The organism is Halopseudomonas xinjiangensis (assembly GCF_900104945.1).
Taxonomy (GTDB): domain Bacteria; phylum Pseudomonadota; class Gammaproteobacteria; order Pseudomonadales; family Pseudomonadaceae; genus Halopseudomonas; species Halopseudomonas xinjiangensis.
The window spans coordinates 3,375,542-3,395,173 of sequence record NZ_LT629736.1 but is presented as its reverse complement, the minus strand read 5'-3'; the positions used below and the strand labels follow the sequence as shown (position 1 = coordinate 3,395,173).

Here is a 19,632-nt window from a genome sequence, read left to right as displayed (position 1 = left end):
GCCGCCATGCTGACCCCCGATACCGCCGTCTCGATCATTGCCGATGCCGTGTACCTGATCGCTCTGGTGGTCTGCATTCTGGTTATTCCAAGCTTGATCGGCGGATTGCTGGTGAGCATTTTCCAGGCGGCCACGCAGATCAACGAGCAGATGCTCAGCTTTCTGCCGCGCCTGCTGATTACGCTGGGCATGCTGGTGTTCGCCGGTCACTGGATTCTGCGCACGCTCAGCGAACTGTTCATCCGTACGTTCCAGCAGGCCGGTCAGCTGGTTGGCTGACGCGCATGAACTCATCGCAAGCCATATTCGACGCCAACGACTACCTGCTCTCGATGCAGGATTACTGGTGGCCATTCTGTCGAATCCTCGCGGTGTTCACGCTCGCCCCGTTGTTCAGTCACAAGGCATTGTCGATGCCAGGCAGGATACTGCTGGCTCTGATTCTTACCCTGGCGCTGGGTGGCACGTTGCCGACGCCGCCGCAGATCAGCCCGCTGTCGATCGCCGGATTGCTGGCGACCATGGAGCAGATCGCTTTCGGCATGTTGCTGGGGGTCTCGCTACAGCTGGTCTTCACCATCTACAGTCTGGTCGGTGAAATGATCTCGACGCAGATGGGCATGAGCATGGCGCGATTCAATGACCCGCAGAATGGCATCTCGTCCTCGCCCATCCTGTATCAGCTGTACTACACGATGCTGGTCTTGCTGTTTTTTGCTGTTGATGGCCATCTGGTTATTGTCAGCGTGCTCTACCAGAGCTTCACATTCTGGCCTGTGGGCAGCGGCCTGCACTTTACCGGCCTGACCACCATGGTCTTCGCCATGAGCTGGGTGCTTTCTGCGGCGGTCATGATCGCTCTGCCCATGGTGTTCTGCATGACCCTGGTACTGTTCTGCTTCGGCCTGCTGAACCGCATCTCGCCGACCATGAACCTGTTCGCACTCGGGTTTCCCATGGCTATCGTCACCGGCTGGATCGCGATTCTTTTTACGCTGCACAACATGTCGGAGAGCTATCTGCTGCTTACCCGACAGTTGCTCGACAACCTCGGCATCGCGCTTCAGGAGTGAGACATGTCCGAGGAAAACAAAAGCTCACAGGAAAAAACCGAACAGCCTACCGAACACAAGCTGAAAAAGAGTCGGCAGGAAGGCCAGGTCGCGCGATCCAAGGACATGGCCACCACCGTATCGCTGTTGGCCACGCTCATTGTTTTGAAATTCAGCTTCGGCATGTTCTTCGAAGGGTTGCAGGATTTGTTTCGCATCTCCTACGTCAATTTCCATCAGAGCGAAATCACCCCCGACGATCTGGAGCTGGTGCTCGGGCACAACCTGCTGATCTACATGAAGCTGATGCTTCCGCTGCTGATCACCAGCTTGCTGGTTGTGGTGTTTTCCCTGATGCCCGGCGGCTGGGTCTTCTCGTCGAAGAACTTCATGCCCAAGCTCAGCAAGCTGAACCCCATCACCGGGATAGGTCGGATTTTCTCCGCGCAGAACTGGACCGAGCTGCTCAAGTCGGTACTGAAAATCATCGTCCTGCTGGTCACCGCGAGTTTTCTACTGCTGGCCGCAGCGCCGCGGTTCATCGCCTTGCAGCGCGGCGATGTATACACGGCGATCAGCGGAGCAATGAATCTGGTTTTCTATGTATCGATCATGATGATTCTGGTGTTCGTGCTGTTCTCCTTCATCGACGTGCCGCTGCAGAAGTTCTTCTTTACCAAGAAGATGCGCATGACCAAGCAGGAAGTGAAGGAAGAGCACAAGAACCAGGAAGGCCGACCGGAGGTCAAGGCGCGGATCAAGCAATTGCAGCGGCACTTCTCCCAGCGCCAGATCAGCAAGGTGATGAAGGATGCCGACGTGGTCATCGTCAATCCACAGCACTACGCGGTTGCCTTGCGCTATGACCTGAAGAAGGCCGAGGCGCCTTTCGTCGTCGCCAAGGGCGTGGATGAAACAGCGCAATATATCCGCAAGATGGCCAACAGCTACAAGCTGGAGATCATCGAGGTACCGCCTCTTGCCCGCGCCGTGTATTACAGCACGCAGATCAATCAGCAAATACCCGCGCCGCTGTATACCGCCGTGGCGCATGTTCTGACCTACGTCATTCAGCTGAAGGCCTGGCGCGCAGGCCGCCGCAGCAAACCCGAGCTGGCCAGCCAGCTACCGATCCCTGCAGAACTGATCCGTTGAGACCCCAGCAGCCATGAAGCCATTTCAGCAACTGATGCCCATTCTGACCACCGGCCAGATCGGTATTCCTCTGGTCATCCTGTCGATCCTGGCGATGATCATCCTGCCGCTGCCGCCGTTGCTGCTGGACGTTCTCTTCACGTTCAACATCGCCATGTCGGTGCTGGTGATGATGGTGACCGTCTCCGCCAAGCGCCCGCTGGATTTCTCGCTGTTCCCGACGGTGATCCTCGTTACCACGCTGATGCGGCTGACGCTGAACGTTGCATCCACCCGGGTGGTATTGCTCGAGGGTCATACCGGAACGGCCGCGGCGGGCAAGGTGATCGAAGCGTTCGGCGAAGTGGTCATCGGCGGCAACTTCATCGTCGGCCTGATCGTGTTCGTCATCCTGATGATCATCAACTTCATGGTCGTCACCAAGGGTGGCGAGCGCATCTCCGAAGTGACCGCCCGCTTTACGCTCGACGCCTTGCCGGGCAAGCAGATGGCAATCGATGCCGACATGAACGCCGGCCTGATTACCCAGGAAGAAGCCAGACAGCGACGCCAGGAAGTGGCGAAGGAGGCCGACTTCTATGGCGCGATGGACGGCGCCTCGAAATTCGTTCGCGGGGATGCCATCGCCGGCATCCTGATCCTGCTGATCAACCTGTTCGGTGGCTTTGCCATCGGCCTGTTCATGCATGAACTGAGCGCTGGCGACGCGTTTCGCCAGTATGCACTGCTGACCATCGGTGACGGTCTGGTAGCGCAGATCCCTGCCCTGCTGCTCTCGACTGCCGCGGCAATCATCGTCACGCGTACCAACGAGTCGAGCGCGATCACCTCTCAGGTACGCCGTCAGCTGCTGGCGTCACCCACGCTGATCTACACCGTAGCCGGGATCCTGTTCGTTCTGGCTCTGGTGCCGGGCATGCCGCACCTGGCGTTCCTCGGCTTCGCTTCGCTGTTGGCGTTCATTGGCTGGAGTGTGGCGCGCTTTCATCCCGAAATCGACGAAGACGAACTGACCAAGGTCGAGGCTCTGGGCCAGGCGATGGAGCGCGAGCAGATTGCGACGCTTGAGTGGCATGACATCCCCCTGGTCGAGCGCATCTCCATTTCCCTTGGATACAAACTGGTCGCGCTGGTCAGCCCTGAAAGTGGCGCGCCGCTGCCCCAGCGGGTACGTGGCGTGCGCCAGACGCTGTCGGAGAGACTCGGTTTCCTGCTGCCGGAAATTCAGATCCGCGACAGTCTGCGTCTGAAGGCCTCGCAGTATCAGATCCTCATTAACGGTGAAAAGCTCGATGGTGCCGAGCTCCATCCGGATCGGCTGATGGCTATTCCCGGGGCCGAAACATACGGAAAAATGGACGGCGTCATCGGCACCGATCCGGCCTACGGCATGGAAGTCGTCTGGATCAATCCCGAAGAAAAACCCAAGGCGCTGAACCTCGGCTACCAGGTCATCGACTGCTCCAGCGTGATCGCCACCCACCTGAACAAGATCATTCGCGCGAGTCTTCCGGAAATATTCAAGCACGACGACGTCGAGCACCTGATGCAACGCCTGGCGCTCCAGGCGCCTAAGCTGGCCGACAGCCTGAAGGCGCAGCTCAGCTATACGTTGCAACACAAGGTGTACAGGCAGTTGCTGCAGGAACAGGTTTCACTGCGCGATATCGTGTCGGTAGCCACCGCCATGCTGGAGAGCAGCGAATCCACCAAGGATCCGTTGCTGATCGCCGCCGATGTGCGTTACGCCCTGCGCCGGAGCATCGTTTCGAGCGTCTCGGGGGATCGTAGCGAACTGCTCGTGTACATCCTCGACAACAGCCTGGAGAACACCTTGATGAGTGCGTTGAGTTCCGCGCAGCAGGCAGGCTCGGTCAGCCTCGATAGCATTCCGGTCGAACCGAACCTGCTGAATCAGCTGCAGAACAAGATGCCTCTAGTGAAGGAGCAGCTCCGCCAGAAAGGCCACCCTCCGATCCTGGTCGTGATGCCGCAGCTGCGACCGCTGTTGGCGCGCTATGCGAAGGTGTTCAGCCCCGGGCTGCATGTTCTGTCGCAGAACGAGATTCCCGAGGGCGTCGAGGTCAGTATCCACGGCACCCTTGGCTAGGCCGGCTGCTTCGCCTTTCTACGCGCACGGAGACTCTCGACCAGCTGCACGAACGCCTCGTTCGGCTGATCCACGCGAATGCCCGACTCGCGCTGACCGCTCCGGGCATTTTGCCGCGACCACAGGCAGTGGCCGTCGATGTCGACCGACTGGAAACCATCGTCCCTGCGCATGCGCAGCCGCCATTGGATGGTCGTTCCGGCCACGGCGGGCGTGTCGCTCAACACTCTTAGTCCCCGCTCGGAAATATCTCCGACGTAGCCCACCAACTCGCCAGTGGCGCGGTCACTCACCTTGATGCGAAAGACCGCCCTGAAAACAATACGACTTTGACCGCGCATGAGCGTGTTCCCTCTGTTCCTGTCCGTTTTGCAAAAGCTTAAATCAAAGAGCGACCAGGTGCTGGGATTCCTTAAGCGCGAGTTCGGAAACGAGGCATCAGACTCGTGCATCGCTCACGAAAGGAAGGAGTTGTACTGGCAAACTCAAAGCCAGGCTCGTTTTAAGCGAACAGTCTGTCGATATTTTTTGCGCGTCGCTGAAGTGAGACGACAAGGGCAAGGGAGGCAGCACGGAAATCGCTCATAAGAAATAAGCCCTGCCAGCGCAGCAAGGCCCCAACCATGACTTCAGAAAGGAACCTGATGGTGGATTGATCCATTCCAGCACGCGTCGCACCGTTGACGCCGGGCTTAGGCAACGGCCGTGCGTACACCGCCGAGAACTACGCGTCGCGCGCTGCTTTGCGCGGCGCCGCTCGATGATTCTTCATCTGTCAGCCGCGCGTGAGCCGCGACTTGCGCCATCCACCGTGACTGTGAAACGAGCCGCTATCGCCGGTCAAGGCGAAACGAGTCGCCCGGTAGCAAGCTTGCACACCAGAGACGTGCCAACCGCGCACCTTGCGATATGCCCAGACCCAACCACGTTTGTTCTCATCCATGTCGATCCCTCAAGGCAATGTGCTATCAGCGGATGGACTGTGTTGGAGGAACAAAGTTCCGTCAGTCGCCTGGAAACGCGTGCGCGATCGACACTTTATTGGCGCAGGCCGAGATGGTGGGAGGCAGGAGCGGCTCACCAAGCCGCCGAGCCTGGGGCGAGATCTTTCCTGTCTGACGGTTTCACGCAACCTTGACTCGCTTGGTCTTGCAGGCGCGGTCAGGCGAAAAGTCGGCGAAAACAGCGGAAAGCAGTAGACAGCTACTAACGAGGTGGCGGTACCCGAAGTGGTACCCAATCGCAGAAACGAAAAAGGCCCGCCTGTTAAGCGAGCCTAAGTCGTTTATTTCTTGGTGCCGGCACCAGGAGTCGAACCCGGGACCTACTGATTACAAGTCAGTTGCTCTACCAGCTGAGCTATACCGGCGCGGGTTGCATTATATCGGTGCTGGCTTATCTGTAAACCCCGCAGAGGGCGGGAATGTAGAAAATATTCATCTGCGTAAGGGCGCCGAAGCGAAGCTGGCTCACTTGTGAATAGTTTTTCGAGCTTGACTTCATAAGTGAGCTCCAACTCGTTGTTTCTACAGTCATTCACAGAGCTCGTTTTTTGATCGATCGGCGCGAGACCACGCCCCGCGGGGCTTGTGAGCGATTACCAAGAAGTCTTCAACAATGTTATGCACAGCCGTCGGGGATAACCCCGTCGAGGCCATGCTGTGGATAAGTCTGTTAGCAAGCCGTACACAGGATGGTGATGAGCTGTTAGGAAGCCCGCTCAGCCAGCAGAATCAGGTTACGCGGGGTGAGTTCGACGGGGCAGAACTGGCCGAGCCTGACGCGGTAGCCTTGCTCTTCTAGATACAGCGCCCGATCGAGGAGCAACCACACCTCGAGTGGACGCCGGAACAGAGCCTGAACCAGTTCCAGATTGCGGGCGATGGCCAGCCGCTGCCAGCCGTGGGCTTCAAGCACTGCCCAATTCTCAGGTTCAGGCAACGCCAGCTTATGGTGGGCGGCAAGATCGCGACAGAACGCCGGCATCCCGCAGGCGAGCGCGCTTTCCGGCCGGGACGGCGTCGGCAGGTATTCATCCACCCCGCGAGCCTCACGCTGCCACAGGTCGAACGCCAGGCGCCATGCCATCGACCGGTCACGCAGCGCCCGCACCCGCCTGCCTGCGGTGACCGTCTGTTGCAACGGCAATCCGAGATCTTCCCGACTGAGCGACACGGCTGCGTGGCGACCAAGCGCGGACATGGGTTCGTACGCTGGCGAGGCGATGCGGTTGTAGCAACACGGCGATAAGGTCAGCTGTCGGCAGCCGGCCGCGGCGCCCTGGCGAAGCAACGTGGCATGCAGATCGCCGCAGGCGTGCAGAGCGACTACGCTCTGCTCTGCTGCGAGCCTGCCCCAGGTTTCAGGCGCCAGAACATCCGCCTCGACGTGCTCGGCGCACACCTGCCAGTGCCGACTGAGCTCCGCACCGTCATGGTTGAGTTGCCTGTCGCGTTCGAGGCACATCACCGGCGCGGCAGAGCGCCAGCCGAGCAATCGACCAAGATGGCCCTTCCCTGCGCACCAGTCGACCCATTTGGCGGCAGGTTCAGTCAGCGTAAGCGAGGTGATGTGGGCGAAATGCTGGATCTGTTGCCATTTGCGGCCTGGAATATGCGCCGACAGATTGAGCGGGACTGGCGGCGGGCTGGAGGACCAGTCGGGCAAGCGGCTCAGGCGCCGGGAGGTCGCTGCCAGCGCGGGGAACGGTGCTGGCAGATCGAGCCGATGGGGATCGCCGTGGTCGGCCTCGGCCTGCTCCAGCGCGCGTGCGCGTAGCGCCGTGGACAACTCTGTCCAGTCTGCCTCCCAGGGCAGACGATGCTGCACAAAGGGACGCGCACGCCAGACCGCCTGATATTCGCTCAGCCAGGCGTCCAGCGCCTCGAATTGCTCGGCATGGCTCACGTTAGCGCCTGCGGCTGGCCTCGACCTTCAACCAGCGTTCAACCAGTTTGAATAACTGGGTAAACACAATGGTGACCACCAGGTAGATCAGGCCGGCAACCATAAAGAACTGCTCGTACTGATACGTACGGGAGTTGATGGTACGCACCACCCCCATCACGTCCATCAGCGTGACCGTGTAGACCACAGCACTGGCCTTGAGCATGAGGATTACCTCGTTGCCATAGGCTGGCAGACCGATACGAATCGCACGTGGCAGGATGATGTAGCGCAGCGCCTGGCTGCGCGACATGCCCAACGCGCGCGCCGCCTCCACTTCACCTGGCGGTACCGACTGGATGGCACCACGCAGGATTTCAGCAATATAGGCTGCGGTGTGCAGCGTCATGGTCAGCAGCGCACACCAGTAAGGCTCGCGCAGGAATGGCCAGAGGAAGCTGTCGCGCACCACCTCGAACTGAGACAACCCGTAATAGACCAGAAACAACTGCAGCAGCAAGGGTGTGCCGCGGAAAAAGAAGATGTAGCTGTAGGGTAGCGCCTGGATGTACCAGTGTTTCGACGCACGGGCCAGCCCCAGCGGGATGGCGATGAACAGGCCGGCCAATACCGCGATCCCCACCAGTTGCAACGTGACCAGGGTCCCGTCCCACAATTGCGGACCGAAGCGTACGACGAGCTCCCAACGCTCGGCCCAGGTCATAGCTCCGTCCTCGTAAAGCCGCGATTGGCACGCCGCTCGAACCAGTGCAGCGCAGCCATGATGACGACCGTGAGCGCGAGATAGATCAACGCCGCGGTGAAGTAGAAGGTGAAGGGTTCCTTGGTCGAGTTCGCAGCTACCTGTGCCTTGCGCATCAGCTCATCCAGGGTGATAAGCGAGACCAGGGCAGTGTCCTTGAGCAGGATCAGGTACAGATTGCCCAGCCCGGGCAGGGCGACGCGCCACAACTGGGGCAGCGTGATCCGCCAGAAAATGCGCATGTTCGACATGCCAAGCGCGAGCCCGGCTTCCTTCTGGCCCGGCGGTATCGCGAGCAAGGCGCCGCGAAACACTTCGGTGGCATAGGCACCAAAGCACAGGCCCAGGGCGAGCGTGCCTGCCAGAAACGGATTAAGCGTCAGATACGGGTTGCCGAAATGACTGCCGATCCAGTTCATCATCGACACCGTACCGAAGTAGGCCATGAGCACCCACAGCGTTTCCGGCACCCCGCGGACGACGGATGTGTAAAAACCACCCAACCCGCGCAACAGCGGATTGGCAGAAGTCTTGGCGCTGGCTCCGGCCAGGCCGAGCAGCAGTCCCAGCGCAACCGAGGCGAGGGACAAACGAATCGTCATCCAGGTCCCTTCGATCAGGGCCGGACCAAAACCTTGCAAATCGAGCATGTCAGGATCAGTTGCGGGCCCTGAAGGGCCCGCCCAGTCGAATCAGCGGATGCTGAAAGGGAAGTATTTGGCGTTGATCTCGGCGTAGGTGCCGTTCTCGATGATCGCGTCCAGCGCCTTGTTCAGCCGTTCCTGCAGAGGATCGCCCTTGCGTACGGCAATGCCGATCTTGTCGTTGTCGAACACCGGCTCACCCTTGAACTCGAAGTCCGAACCGGCGTCGCTCTGCAGCCACTCGTACTGCACGAAGCTGTCCGCGAGCACACCGTCGATGCGGCCGGAACTCATGTCCAGATAAGCGTTTTCCTGGGTGTCATACAGGCGGATCTCGACCACGTCGGACAGGTTCTCTTCCAGCCACTGGCCAGCGATGGTCGCGCGCTGGGCACCGATGGTCTTGCCCTTCAGGCTCTGCTCGTCGATCTTGAACTCTTCGTCCTTCGGCGCAACGAACTGCAGCTTGTTGGTGTAGTAGGGATCGGTGAAATCCACTGCCTGCTTGCGCTCGTCAGTGATCGACATGGAGGCGACCAGGAAGTCGAAGCGACGGGTGTTCAGTGCCGGGATGATGCCGTCCCAGTCAGAGGTGACCACCGTGCATTCGGTGCCCATTTCTTCGCACAGTGCCTTGGCGATATCGATATCGAAACCGACCACTTCACCCTTGTTGTTGATCTCGTTGAACGGAGGATAGGCGCCTTCGGTACCGATGCGCAGAGTTTCCGCCGCCATGGCCGGAATCTGGATCAACATGGCTGCCGCGGCGGCCAGCAAGACCTTCTTGTAGCTCTTCATTGGTTACTGCTCCTTTAGCTATGGCTGGACATGAACTGCTTGCACCGTTCGGATACGGGGCTGTCGAACACCTGCTCGGGGGTACCGATTTCTTCCACCTGGCCCTTATGAAGAAATATGACCTGACTGGATACTTGCCTGGCGAAACGCATTTCATGCGTAACAAGGAGCATAGTCCGTCCTTCATCTGCCAGCGCACGAATCACACTGAGTACTTCCTGCACCATTTCAGGATCGAGCGCCGAGGTCGGCTCATCAAAGAGGATTACCTGCGGCTGCATGGCCAAGGTGCGGGCGATCGCCGCGCGTTGCTGCTGGCCACCGGACAGCTGGGCGGGAAAGGAGTCACGCTTGTCAGCGATGCCGACTTTTTCCAGAAACACTTCGGCAGCGGCCACAGCTTCAGCCTTGCTTTGGCCTAACACGCGGCGCGGAGCTTCGATGATGTTGTCGAGAACGCTCATGTGCGGCCAGAGGTTGAAGCTCTGGAAGACGAAGCCTACTCGGGCGCGCAGACGATTGATCTGCTTGCTGTCTGCAGCCTGCAGTTCACCGTCCCTGTCCGGTTTGAGCTTCAGCTCTTCGCCGGCCACCAGAATCTGGCCTTGCTGCGGATTCTCCAGCAAGTTGATACAGCGCAGCAAAGTGCTCTTTCCGGAGCCGGAAGAGCCGAGGATCGAAATGACGTCGCCGTCGCGGGCAACAAGATCAACGCCCTTGAGTACTTCAAGGTCGCCATAGCGTTTGTGCAGGTTGCGCACTTCCAGGGCCGGCGGGGTCACGTATCGGTTTCCATCTGGGCTTTCGCCAGTCAAATAAACGAGGCCGGGATGATACCCGGAAATGCCTGAAATTCCCTCTGTAATGCATCCGTCATGCTGGCAAAACTAGCACAGCTGATGGCCATGACCAAGAACCGTCGACGGGTCATGTCCCGAATATGCATGCAAAAGTCTTTCCAAGTTAAACTGGCGGACCACATCTGGTCGCCATTAGCTGCTCGCTTCGTGGCGACGATGGAGGAAGCGATGTTTGAACCCGAAAACCAACGCGCATGTGACGATAACCAGCAGGGCGTCGAGCAGCCAGCGCAAGGCCGCCATACCCATGAGCCCCAAATCTCCAGCGACGATCCCCATCCCGACCAGCGACATGCTCGGAATCAGTGCAAGGGTGACCATCACGCCCGTGGTAAGTACCGACTTCTGTGCGCTGATGACTACCGCGCCGGCGATGCCACCGAAGAGAGAGGTCCACAGGCTGTTAAACGTGATGTTGCTCCAAAAGGACACCCATTGATTCCCGACAAAGGCGTCGCTGGCGCCAGGACTCCACCACGCCAGCACCAGAGTCGATAACACCGCCCCGACAATCATCGCCAGATTACCGACCACCATCGACTTGAGACCTGTCGGCACCAGTTCGCGGATTCCGACAATCAGGCCAAACGGCAGGCGGGCAAGCGGTTCGAAGGCTGGAGCGATGAGCATGGCGCCTACGATCACGTGCAAGGTGTCAGTCCAGAGTCCCCCTGCGGCAATGGCACCAGCAAGGGACATTGCCAGAATGTAGTTGAGCGACGGATTGGTATCGGTACGCAGCATGAAGGCCATTTCGTCCCACACAGTCTCGTCCGACTCCTTGTTCACCAGGCTTTGATTGCCGCGACTCACCACACTGGTGAGCGCGCTCATCTGGATGCTTCCCTGCCGCGTCACATCGAGGTCATCGAGCATGTCCAAGACGGCACGCGTGCGTTGATTGACCACGGCAATGGATACCACGTCGCCGGCCGGCGCTATCGACGCGCCTCGCTGCAGGTCGATACTTATCACACCCTCGATGGACAGTAGCCGATCAACCAGAGACTGACTCTTGTCCGAAGCAAGACTGACTTTTATCGCACGAGGCATGCCTTTCTCCCGTATGCAGGCGCCGCCGCGGCAGGAAGCGCAGCGCGGCAACGTATTCACTAAGGAGAGGACACCAGGACGGATAGTTCCGCAGCCGGGTCGCAGCGGCAGGAGAAAAGGCGGACGTTCAGCCCTTGGCGATCAGCGAGGCGACTGCATCCAGGAGCACGTCGAGTTTGCCACCCTTCTCCATGCACAGGTCGACGAGGTCGCGCTCGGGCAGATCCTCGGGGAAACCGGAACTCATCAGCAGGATCGGGATACCTGCAAGACGGTCGTCCGCCCGGACCCGACGCACCAGCTCGCCGCCGTCCATTTCAGGCATTACGTAGTCGGATATGATCAGGTTCGGCCGCGCCTGCTCCAGCAAGGCCAGGGCCTCGCGCCCGTTGTTGGCGGTCATGGCATCGTAGCCTTCGCCTTGCAGGACGAGTTCCATCACCTTACGCAGAGCCCGCTCATCCTCCACCAGGAGAACCAGGGGCGTTTGCGCGCCTGCGTCGCGTTCAGGCATCTTGACCGTCCGTGGAGGAACGACGACGCGCCCGTCCGAGCACTACTCCTTCGGTGTGCCTCATCTGCTCGCCGATGGCGACGCCGTTTCGGCCGAGATAGAGTTCATGCAGGTGCGGCGAGAAACCGCTTTCGCGCATTTTTATCACGCCGATGGTCCGGTGCAGCGTCGAATCGAGTTCGGCGTAGCGCAGCAGGATGATGTTTTCTGCAATCGCTGAAACCGAGGCTGTCGTGATAGCGCTCTTGCCGCCAATGATCTCAGGGATTGCCGACGTGAAGAGCGTCGTGACGCCTCGGGTACGCAAGGCGGAAGTCAGCGCAGTGAAAAAACGACCCAGCCGCTGCGGAGAGACCGTGGATTGCATGAACCCGTCCACGCCATCGAGAAACAGCCGCTGTACTCCGCGGCGGTCGATCGCATCAAGCAGCTGCTCTGCGAGCTTGTCGATCAAGGCCTCGGTCGGAGGGAAGTGCAGCAACTCAACGATACCCGAGCCGAGCAAGGTGCCCAGGTCGAGACCCAGGCACTCTGCGCGGCGTCGCAGCCGTCCTTCGTCTTCGTAAAAGCCAAAGATCAGGCCCGGCTCCTCCGGCGTGCTCTGACAGATGAAACCGAGGCCGGTCGTAGTCTTGCCGACTCCGCTCGGACCGATCACTGCGGTAGTGGATGAGTACGGCAGGCCGCCCTCTAGCAACTCGTCGAGCCCAGTGACCCCGCTAGTTACCCGCGCGTCCCGCATGGCCACGGCGGGTTCATGGCCGTGAATCGCCTCCAGACGCGGATAGACATGGAAGCCTTCGTTGCTGATCTCGGCCACGTGCCGACCGGACACGAATCCACTACCGCGGAACTTGCGCACCTTGAGGTAGCGGTAGCTGCGACTGCCTTCCTCATCACTGCCAAGTTCGATCCAGCCGTCGACCATGGTGAATTCAGGGCTACCACCGTTGCGATCACTGTTGGTCAGCAGCAGGACGGTGCAGCCGCTCATATCGGCAAACGCGGCTACATCGTTGATGAATTCACGGAAAGTACGTTCGGATTCGGTCGTCTCTTCCAACGCGAAAAGGCCGTCAACGACGATTACCGATGCCTTGCGGTTCTTTGCGTTGCGCATCAGGAAGCGCAACACGCCCTCCAGGCCCTGGTTACGCAAGGTGTCGAAGGCGCTCTCGTACGACACCGCCTCCGAGCGCTGGTGCTCCACCATGAACTCCATGTGTCGTAGATGGCGCAGCAGGCGGTGGTGCGTTTCGGCTAGGAGCGTGACGTACAGCGACCGCTCGCCCTGGGCGGCGCGGCTGTAGCAGAACTGATTGGCAAGGATGGTCTTTCCTTCGCCGGGGCCGCCCTGGACAATGTAGACCCCTCGCGGGAGCAATCCGCCACAAAGGACAGTATCCAGACCTGGCACGCCGGTCGGCAGGCGTGCTAATTCCCTCTGGTCGCTATATTCGTCAGTCACTGCAGTTCTCGCCTTCTCGAGCAATGGCTGCATACTAGCATGCCGCGAAAACGACAACATGACGCGATCACTGCCTGCAGGCTTGCTAAGCTGGGTGAACAGTCACCGTGGAGGAGCCCTGAACATGTCGACGCCGCCCAGCGGCCCCGCGCTGCCCTCGCGGCGCCCCGCCGAGACCAGGCAGAACGAGCCCGACTTCTGCGGCCTGTTCCATGCTGCACCGGCCCCCTATCTGGTCGTTACCTCGCAACTGATCATCGCCGCGGTCAACGATGCCTACCTCCGGGCAACCATGACTGAGCGCGATGCGATCATCGGCCAGCACATCTTCGAAGTCTTTCCGGACAACCCGCACGATCCCCAAGCCCATAGCACCGCCAACCTCTCGGCCTCCTTCGAACGCGTGCTCAAACATCGAGTGCCCGATGCAATGGCGATACAGAAATACGATATTCGTCTGAGAGACTCCGACGACTTCGAGGAGCGCTACTGGAGCCCGGTCAACACGCCGGTGTTCGACGCTGAGGGGCAACTCACCCACATCCTGCATCGGGTCGAGGATGTCACGCCGTTCATGGCCGACCGGTCGCGGCTGGCAGCGGCAGAAATGCACAACGACGAACAGGCTATCGAGATCCGCCTGGCGAACAGCCGACTGCGCGAGGCCAAGGTCGAACTCGAACAAGAGCGCGATCTGCGTGAGCTGTTCGTACTGACTCTGACCCACGATCTGCGCACTCCGCTGGCAGCCGCCAAGTTCGCCTCGCAACTGTTGTTCCGCAAAGGCAGCGACCCGGCGGAGGCGCAAAGACTGTCGGCGCGCATTGCGGCCAGTCTCGACCGGTGCGATCGCATGATCGGCGACCTGCTCGATGCGAATCAGCTGCGCTCGGGCAAGAAGCTGTCGATCGAAGTGGAGCCACTGGAGCTGACGGACCTGGTCGAGGATGTACTGGCAGAGCTGTCGACGCTTTTCGGCGATCGCTTCGTACTTCGCGCGCCAGTTCCGATCAGCGGGCTCTGGTCGCGCATGCAGCTGCGGCGCATGGTGGAAAATTTGTGCATCAACGCCGTCAAGTACGGCACCGCCGGGCGGCCCGTCAGCGTCTCGGTGCGAGAACAGAACGAAACGGTCGCTCTGGAAGTACACAACGAGGGGCCGGCCATACCCGCCGAAGACCAGGCGAGACTCTTCGAACCCTATCATCGCAGGGCAGCGCATCAGAACGGCTCGGAGCAGGGATGGGGACTGGGGCTAACGGTGGTCAACGGGATCGCCGAAGCGCATGGCGGCAAGGCTGCGGTAATCAGCAACACGGACGAAGGCACGACATTTCGCGTGACCCTGCCTTTGCGGCCGCCGGCAGAAGCGTGAGGGCAAACAAAAAAGGCCCACCTTGGAGGTGAGCCTTTTTTGTATCGATAATGGTGCCCAGGGACGGAATCGAACCGCCGACACGAGGATTTTCAATCCTCTGCTCTACCGACTGAGCTACCTGGGCAACGGGGCGCCATTAAACGATTCTGAACTTTGACTGTCAAGCACCCCGACCGAATATTTTCCATTTTTCAGCCGGTTACCATGCAATCAGCTGCTTGGCGGAACATAACCATCGGCTTGGGCATAAGCCTCGCCAGCTAGAAACTTGTCCATTTCCTGCTGGATGAATTTGCGGTCTTCCACATCCATCATGTTCAACCGGCGCTCATTGATCAGCATGGTCTGGTGGGCCTGCCATTCATCCCAGGCCTTCTTCGACACGTCGTCATAAATCGCCTGACCCTTCGGACCGGGATACGGCGGTCGGTCGAGGCCGGGCAATTCCTGCTTATATTTGCGACACATCACCGTGCGGGACATGGGATACCTCCGAATCTGGGTGAAGATGGCGTTGCGCGCGCTCGAGCAACACTTTGACCGGTGCTGCCAACCCGAGGCGCGTCGGTTTGCGCAGGTTATACCAGACCTGCCCGGCCTCGGCCACGCCAGCGCCGGGATCCACACGCACCAGGACCGGGCGGATATCCAGGTGAAAATGGCTGAACGTATGCCGCAGCGGATCCAACGGCGCCACCTCGCCTCGTTTCCATCCGCGACCGGCAAGCCATTCATCGAGCTCGGTGTCGTCATCGAGCTGAGGCGGACACCATAGTCCACCCCAGAGACCACTATCGGGGCGTCGCTCGAGCCAGACCGCGCCCCGCGGATCCACCGCGAGCGGCATCAGGCAGCTGCGGACGGGTATCGCCTTGCGCGGGCGCGCTTGTGGAAAGGCCGTCGGAGTTCCCAACTGCCGCGCCTTGCATGCAGACTGCAGCGGACACAACAAGCAACTGGGCTTGCTCCGGGTACAGAGCGTGGCGCCCAGATCCATCATCGCCTGAGTGTAGTCAGCTACCCTCTGGCGTGGCGTATAGCGCTCGGCGAGCTCCCACAGGCGCAGCTGCACGGGGCGCTCTCCCGGCCAACCGGGTACCGCATCGAAGCGAGCCAATACACGTTTGACGTTGCCATCCAAAATCGGTGCACGCGCGCCCATACTCAGACTGGCGATAGCGCCCGCGGTCGACTGACCGATGCCCGGCAGCTCGGCAAGCCGCTCTGCGCTACGCGGGAATTCGCCGGCATACTGCTCGACCACCAGCTTCGCCGTTTTGTGCAGGTTGCGCGCGCGGCTGTAATAACCCAGACCCGTCCACAGGTGCAGCACTTCATCAGCTGGCGCCGCAGCCAGCGCTTCGACACTTGGCAGCGCCTGCATGAAGCGCTGATAGTACGGGATCACCGTGCTGACCTGCGTCTGCTGCAGCATAATCTCGGAGACCCAGACGCGGTACGGCGTCATGTCCTGCTGCCAGGGCAAGTCCTTGCGGCCGTGCCTGTCGAACCAGTCCAGCACCGCGTCGGAGAACATCTCAGGCATCACCGGCCGAGCAACCCCCGTATGGCGTCGCGAACCGCAGGCGCCTGGTCACCCAGCTTCTCCTCTACGCGCTCTTCGACCTTGCGCCGCGCTTCGTCGCCGAGCAGTCGCCCGGCAATCTTGGCCACCTCGTCAGTGTCCACGCCGCAACTCTTGGCTGCGTTATGCAGAAAGCCCTGGCAACGTACCGGCCACTGGATGTCGCGATAGCGCTCGTTCACCTGGCATGCAGGATCAGGCATTTCGCTCTTGTCGCCCTCGATCAACAGGCCAAGACGGAAGTCCATGCGCTGCACCGGCAACTCCAGGGCACCGCGACCGCTGGCCTGGATCCCCGGTACGGCGACCACCAGATCGTTGGTGGTTACCGTACCGTCGACGATCTTGAAGGTGCCCCTTAGCCGGTTGAATGGGGTGTTTTCCGCGCCACGGGGCTGACCCAGCGACTTGCGGTTGGCCAGCGCGATAGCCTGACAGGCCTGCTGTTCCAGGTTGACGCCGAGCAGGGCGCCATCCTGAACGTCAAAGCGGGCGCTGCCAGTCAGGGTATTCATCCAGCGCGCCATGCTGTTACCGCGTGCTGTGACGTCGAGGTCCATGTCCAACTCGCCGCGGAACTGCAGCGGGACTTCGTAGGCTTCCTGAATGGCCTGCGAATCCATGCTGCGTAGCTGCTTCGTTGCCTGCACGCGAACCGGCGTGGCTCGAGTGTCGATTTCACCAGTAGCACTGAACTTCCCGCCGAATACCCCGCCCTCCAGCTGCCGTAAACGGACACGCCCGTTCGCCGCCTGGACACTGGCAACGAAGGACTCGAAGGTCTGACCGGTAAGGATCAGCTGCTGCACCGCAAGTTTTCCGTCGACATCCAGCCGCGCCAGCGTCTCGAGCGGCAGAATCGGCGCATCGCTCCACTCGAGCGGCGCAGAAGCGGAGCGCGTACCACCTTCGCCACGGCCTGCCACCGGGGGCGCGACGACCTCTTGAGCGCTTTCCACCTGCTCTTCCGGCGGCAGGAACCGATCCAGGTCCAGCCGCTCGCCAGCCAGATCGAAGCGCAGCGCCTGGCGTTCGAAGTCAGCAAGGCCGGCGCGACCGGTCAGCGTCGCGTCATCAATGGTCAATTGCAGATCCTCAAGCATGAACGACTGCGCGGAGCCTTCCAGGCGCGCCGAGAGCGAGGCCTTTTCCAGTGCGCGCGGATCGGCGGTGGCGGGAATGTCCTGACCGAGCGAGGCGAGCAGTTCACGTGCATTGAAATCCGCGACGTTCAGCGCCCCAGCCAGGCGCAGGTCCCCGTCGATGTCGGTAGCGGTCAACTGGCCCGTGGCACGCAGATCCGCCAGCGACAGACGAACCTGGTTGAGCTCCGCCGTCTGCGCGGCGCGATCAAGTCGCGCATCGCCCTGCAGACGCAACGACACCGCGCGGCCATCGAACGGCGCACCGCTGGCGTCGACGTTCAGGTCTATTGCATCGAGCTGATACTGCTGTTGTTCCAGGTTGAACAGCGCAATGGCATTGAGATCGATGCGGATGCGCATCAGTGGCTGATCAAGCACCACCAGGCCGAGCACTTCCACGTCGACCGGGCGGCCTTCGATCAAGGCACCAGTCCGCAGATTCAGGTCTTCCAGTTGAATGGTGCGACCGGACTGACGATCGACATAGCTCACCGCAGCGTTGGTCACGCGTACGCTTTCGATGGCCAGATCAAACTCCTGTTGCTCCTGCTCGGTCTGGGGCTGATCCCCGGAAGGCAGCGGCTCGTCCACCGGCTCCTGCGGGCCGACGGTCTCCCAGTTGCCGTTACCCTCGGCATCGCGCACCAGATTCAGGGTGACGCTGTCGAGGATCACATCGCTCATGCGCAACTGCCGACGCAGAAGCGGCAGTACCTCCACGCCGAGACCCATGGAGCCGACCTGAGCGAGCGGCTGGTCGGGCTGTTCCAGTGGTGCGACGGTCACGTCCCCGAGCTCGATGCCGAGCCAGGGGAACAACGACCAGCCGATATCACCACCAAGGGTCAGTTCCACATTGGCCTTGTCACGCGCGGCCTGTTGAATCTGCTCTTTATAGTCGTTCGGATCGAACAGCCGGGTGACGATGAACAACGCGATGACGATCAGTACCAAAAGACTCAGCAGAACTAGACCGACGATCTTGGCGGCTTTCATGAGCACTCCTATTCTTGTCCAGCCAGTACGGGCATCCACCCGAATCGGCTTACCTTAGAGATTGTGCAGCCGATTGGCTACCTCATCCGCGATCGCCAGGCTGGCGGTGAGCCCCGGCGACTCGATCCCGTAAAGGCAGACCAGGCCCGGCAGGCCGTGATCGGCCGATCCCTCGATGACAAAATCCACCGCAGGCTGCCCCGGCCCGCTCAGCTTGGCGCGAATCCCGGCATAGCCGGGCACCAGCCGCAGCGGATCGCAGCCAGGCCAATAGCGTTGCACCGCCGCCGCAAATCGGTCGGCCACACTGAGATCCACTTCATAGTTGAGGTCGCTCTGATAACAGACATCCGGGCCGAACCGCAGCTGTCCTGCCAGATCCAGCGTCGCGTGTACGCCGAGCCCGGACGTATTGGCTTCCGGCATGGGATAGACCAGATGGGAAAATGGAGAACGCCCGCTGTAGGAAAAATAGCTGCCCTTGCAGAAATGCATGGTCGGGACACGCTCGGCGGGATAACCCTCTATACGTGTGGCAAGTTCCGCCGCAAACAGGCCACCAGCGTTAAGGACCGTGCGGGTGGTCAGCGCGAACATTTCGCCTCCGCTCGATCCGTGCACGATATAACCTTCCGGCCTCGCCTCGACGCGCTCCACCCGCGCCTGGCAGACCAGCTGACCGCCCCGATCCTGCAGTGCGGCCTCGTAGGATTGCATCAGCGCGTGGCTGTCGATGATGCCGGTCAGCGGGGAGAACAATCCGCCGACGGCGCGCACCTCGGGCTCCAGCGCGTGCACCTGGGCGGCGTCGAGCCAGTCGAGCGAGACGCCGTTGGCGGAGGCGTTGTCGTGCAGCGCCTGGAGCGCAGGCAGCTCGTTGTCCTCGACCGCGACGAGCACCTTGCCGATGCGCCGGTGCGGCACCTGCCGCGCGTCGCACCACTGATACAGCAGATCCCTACCCCGGCGGCAAAGCTCCGCCTTGAGCGAGCCGGGCGCGTAGTACAGTCCGGCGTGTATCACTTCACTATTCCGGCTGGAAGCGTGCTGGCCCGGCCAGCCCTCCTGCTCCAGCACCATGACCTGCCAGCCGTCGGCTGCAAGCCGCTGCGCACAGGCCAGGCCAACCACGCCTGCGCCCACTACCACTACGTCGCAATCCATCTTCTCTTCCCTGCCAATCGTGCTCATCAACAATCCCAATCATCCAATGTAGCCCGCG

The 19,632-nt window shown here is 60.7% G+C and carries 18 protein-coding genes and 2 tRNA genes; 5 read left to right on the top strand and 15 right to left on the bottom strand.

Features of this window, described 5'->3' with window-relative positions; all coding sequences use genetic code 11:
- Positions 1 to 6 precede the first annotated feature (6 nt).
- From BLT85_RS15950 to BLT85_RS15935, 4 genes are read left to right on the top strand one after another with little or no spacing between them, the layout of a single operon-like run.
- The gene (locus BLT85_RS15950) at positions 7 to 279 is read left to right on the top strand and encodes a flagellar biosynthetic protein FliQ (protein WP_093396855.1); all 273 of its coding nucleotides are present in this window, start codon (positions 7 to 9) and stop codon (positions 277 to 279) included.
- Between the two features lie 5 nt (positions 280 to 284).
- Positions 285 to 1,073 (top strand): flagellar biosynthetic protein FliR, encoded by a 789-nt coding sequence (gene fliR / locus BLT85_RS15945; protein WP_093396852.1) that lies wholly within the window; start codon positions 285 to 287, stop codon positions 1,071 to 1,073.
- 3 nt (positions 1,074 to 1,076) lie between these two features.
- Positions 1,077 to 2,207, top strand: a complete 1,131-nt coding sequence (flhB, locus tag BLT85_RS15940; RefSeq protein WP_093396849.1) for a flagellar biosynthesis protein FlhB — start codon at positions 1,077 to 1,079, stop codon at positions 2,205 to 2,207.
- 13 nt (positions 2,208 to 2,220) lie between these two features.
- Positions 2,221 to 4,317 carry a flagellar biosynthesis protein FlhA gene (locus tag BLT85_RS15935; protein ID WP_093396846.1) on the top strand — a complete coding sequence of 699 codons (2,097 nt, stop codon included), beginning with the start codon at positions 2,221 to 2,223 and terminating at the stop codon, positions 4,315 to 4,317.
- On the opposite strand, the gene BLT85_RS15930 is transcribed toward BLT85_RS15935, so the two are convergent.
- The 10 genes from BLT85_RS15930 to BLT85_RS15885 form a co-directional block, all read right to left on the bottom strand.
- The gene (locus BLT85_RS15930) at positions 4,314 to 4,658 is read right to left on the bottom strand and encodes a PilZ domain-containing protein (RefSeq protein ID WP_093396843.1); all 345 of its coding nucleotides are present in this window, start codon (positions 4,656 to 4,658) and stop codon (positions 4,314 to 4,316) included. The two genes, BLT85_RS15935 and BLT85_RS15930, sit on opposite strands and share 4 nt — an antisense overlap.
- Positions 4,659 to 5,610: 952 nt before the next feature.
- Positions 5,611 to 5,686, bottom strand: a tRNA-Thr gene (locus tag BLT85_RS15925).
- Between the two features lie 338 nt (positions 5,687 to 6,024).
- Positions 6,025 to 7,224, bottom strand: coding sequence for a methyltransferase (locus BLT85_RS15920; RefSeq protein WP_093396840.1), 1,200 nt, complete (start codon positions 7,222 to 7,224; stop codon positions 6,025 to 6,027).
- Between the two features lies 1 nt (position 7,225).
- Entirely contained in the window at positions 7,226 to 7,927 is a 702-nt protein-coding gene (locus BLT85_RS15915; RefSeq protein ID WP_093396837.1) for an ABC transporter permease, read from the bottom strand.
- Complete coding sequence (locus BLT85_RS15910; RefSeq protein ID WP_093396834.1) at positions 7,924 to 8,616, bottom strand: ABC transporter permease; 693 nt, start codon at positions 8,614 to 8,616, stop codon at positions 7,924 to 7,926. The genes BLT85_RS15915 and BLT85_RS15910 overlap by 4 nt, the downstream gene beginning before the upstream one ends.
- 42 nt (positions 8,617 to 8,658) lie before the next feature.
- Positions 8,659 to 9,411: an ABC transporter substrate-binding protein gene (locus BLT85_RS15905; protein ID WP_093396831.1), complete on the bottom strand. Its 753-nt coding sequence runs from the start codon at positions 9,409 to 9,411 to the stop codon at positions 8,659 to 8,661.
- A 14-nt stretch (positions 9,412 to 9,425) separates the two neighbouring features.
- Positions 9,426 to 10,193 carry an ABC transporter ATP-binding protein gene (locus BLT85_RS15900; RefSeq protein ID WP_093396828.1) on the bottom strand — a complete coding sequence of 256 codons (768 nt, stop codon included), beginning with the start codon at positions 10,191 to 10,193 and terminating at the stop codon, positions 9,426 to 9,428.
- Positions 10,194 to 10,403: 210 nt separating this feature from the next.
- Positions 10,404 to 11,324, bottom strand: coding sequence for a DUF389 domain-containing protein (locus BLT85_RS15895; RefSeq protein WP_093396825.1), 921 nt, complete (start codon positions 11,322 to 11,324; stop codon positions 10,404 to 10,406).
- A gap of 127 nt (positions 11,325 to 11,451) precedes the next feature.
- Entirely contained in the window at positions 11,452 to 11,838 is a 387-nt protein-coding gene (locus tag BLT85_RS15890) for a response regulator (RefSeq protein WP_093396822.1), read from the bottom strand.
- Entirely contained in the window at positions 11,831 to 13,306 is a 1,476-nt protein-coding gene (locus BLT85_RS15885) for an RAD55 family ATPase (protein WP_231701498.1), read from the bottom strand. Before BLT85_RS15885 ends, BLT85_RS15890 begins: the two co-directional genes overlap by 8 nt.
- A 124-nt stretch (positions 13,307 to 13,430) precedes the next feature.
- Between BLT85_RS15885 and BLT85_RS15880 the strand changes: the two genes are divergently transcribed.
- Positions 13,431 to 14,681, top strand: coding sequence for a PAS domain-containing sensor histidine kinase (locus BLT85_RS15880; RefSeq protein ID WP_172829841.1), 1,251 nt, complete (start codon positions 13,431 to 13,433; stop codon positions 14,679 to 14,681).
- A gap of 51 nt (positions 14,682 to 14,732) precedes the next feature.
- Here BLT85_RS15880 and BLT85_RS15875 read toward each other — a convergent pair.
- The 5 genes from BLT85_RS15875 to BLT85_RS15855 all read right to left on the bottom strand — a co-directional run bounded on the left by BLT85_RS15875 (position 14,733) and on the right by BLT85_RS15855 (position 19,601).
- Positions 14,733 to 14,808: transfer RNA gene (locus BLT85_RS15875), tRNA-Phe, on the bottom strand.
- An 86-nt stretch (positions 14,809 to 14,894) separates the two neighbouring features.
- Positions 14,895 to 15,167: an oxidative damage protection protein gene (locus BLT85_RS15870; RefSeq protein ID WP_093396816.1), complete on the bottom strand. Its 273-nt coding sequence runs from the start codon at positions 15,165 to 15,167 to the stop codon at positions 14,895 to 14,897.
- Complete coding sequence (gene mutY / locus BLT85_RS15865; protein ID WP_093396813.1) at positions 15,136 to 16,233, bottom strand: A/G-specific adenine glycosylase; 1,098 nt, start codon at positions 16,231 to 16,233, stop codon at positions 15,136 to 15,138. Before mutY ends, BLT85_RS15870 begins: the two co-directional genes overlap by 32 nt.
- On the bottom strand, positions 16,230 to 18,410 hold the full coding sequence (locus BLT85_RS15860) for an AsmA family protein (protein ID WP_093396810.1): 2,181 nt from the start codon (positions 18,408 to 18,410) through the stop codon (positions 16,230 to 16,232). Before BLT85_RS15860 ends, mutY begins: the two co-directional genes overlap by 4 nt.
- Positions 18,411 to 18,464: 54 nt before the next feature.
- Positions 18,465 to 19,601 carry an NAD(P)/FAD-dependent oxidoreductase gene (locus BLT85_RS15855; protein ID WP_231701497.1) on the bottom strand — a complete coding sequence of 379 codons (1,137 nt, stop codon included), beginning with the start codon at positions 19,599 to 19,601 and terminating at the stop codon, positions 18,465 to 18,467.
- Between the last annotated feature and the right edge of the window lie 31 nt (positions 19,602 to 19,632).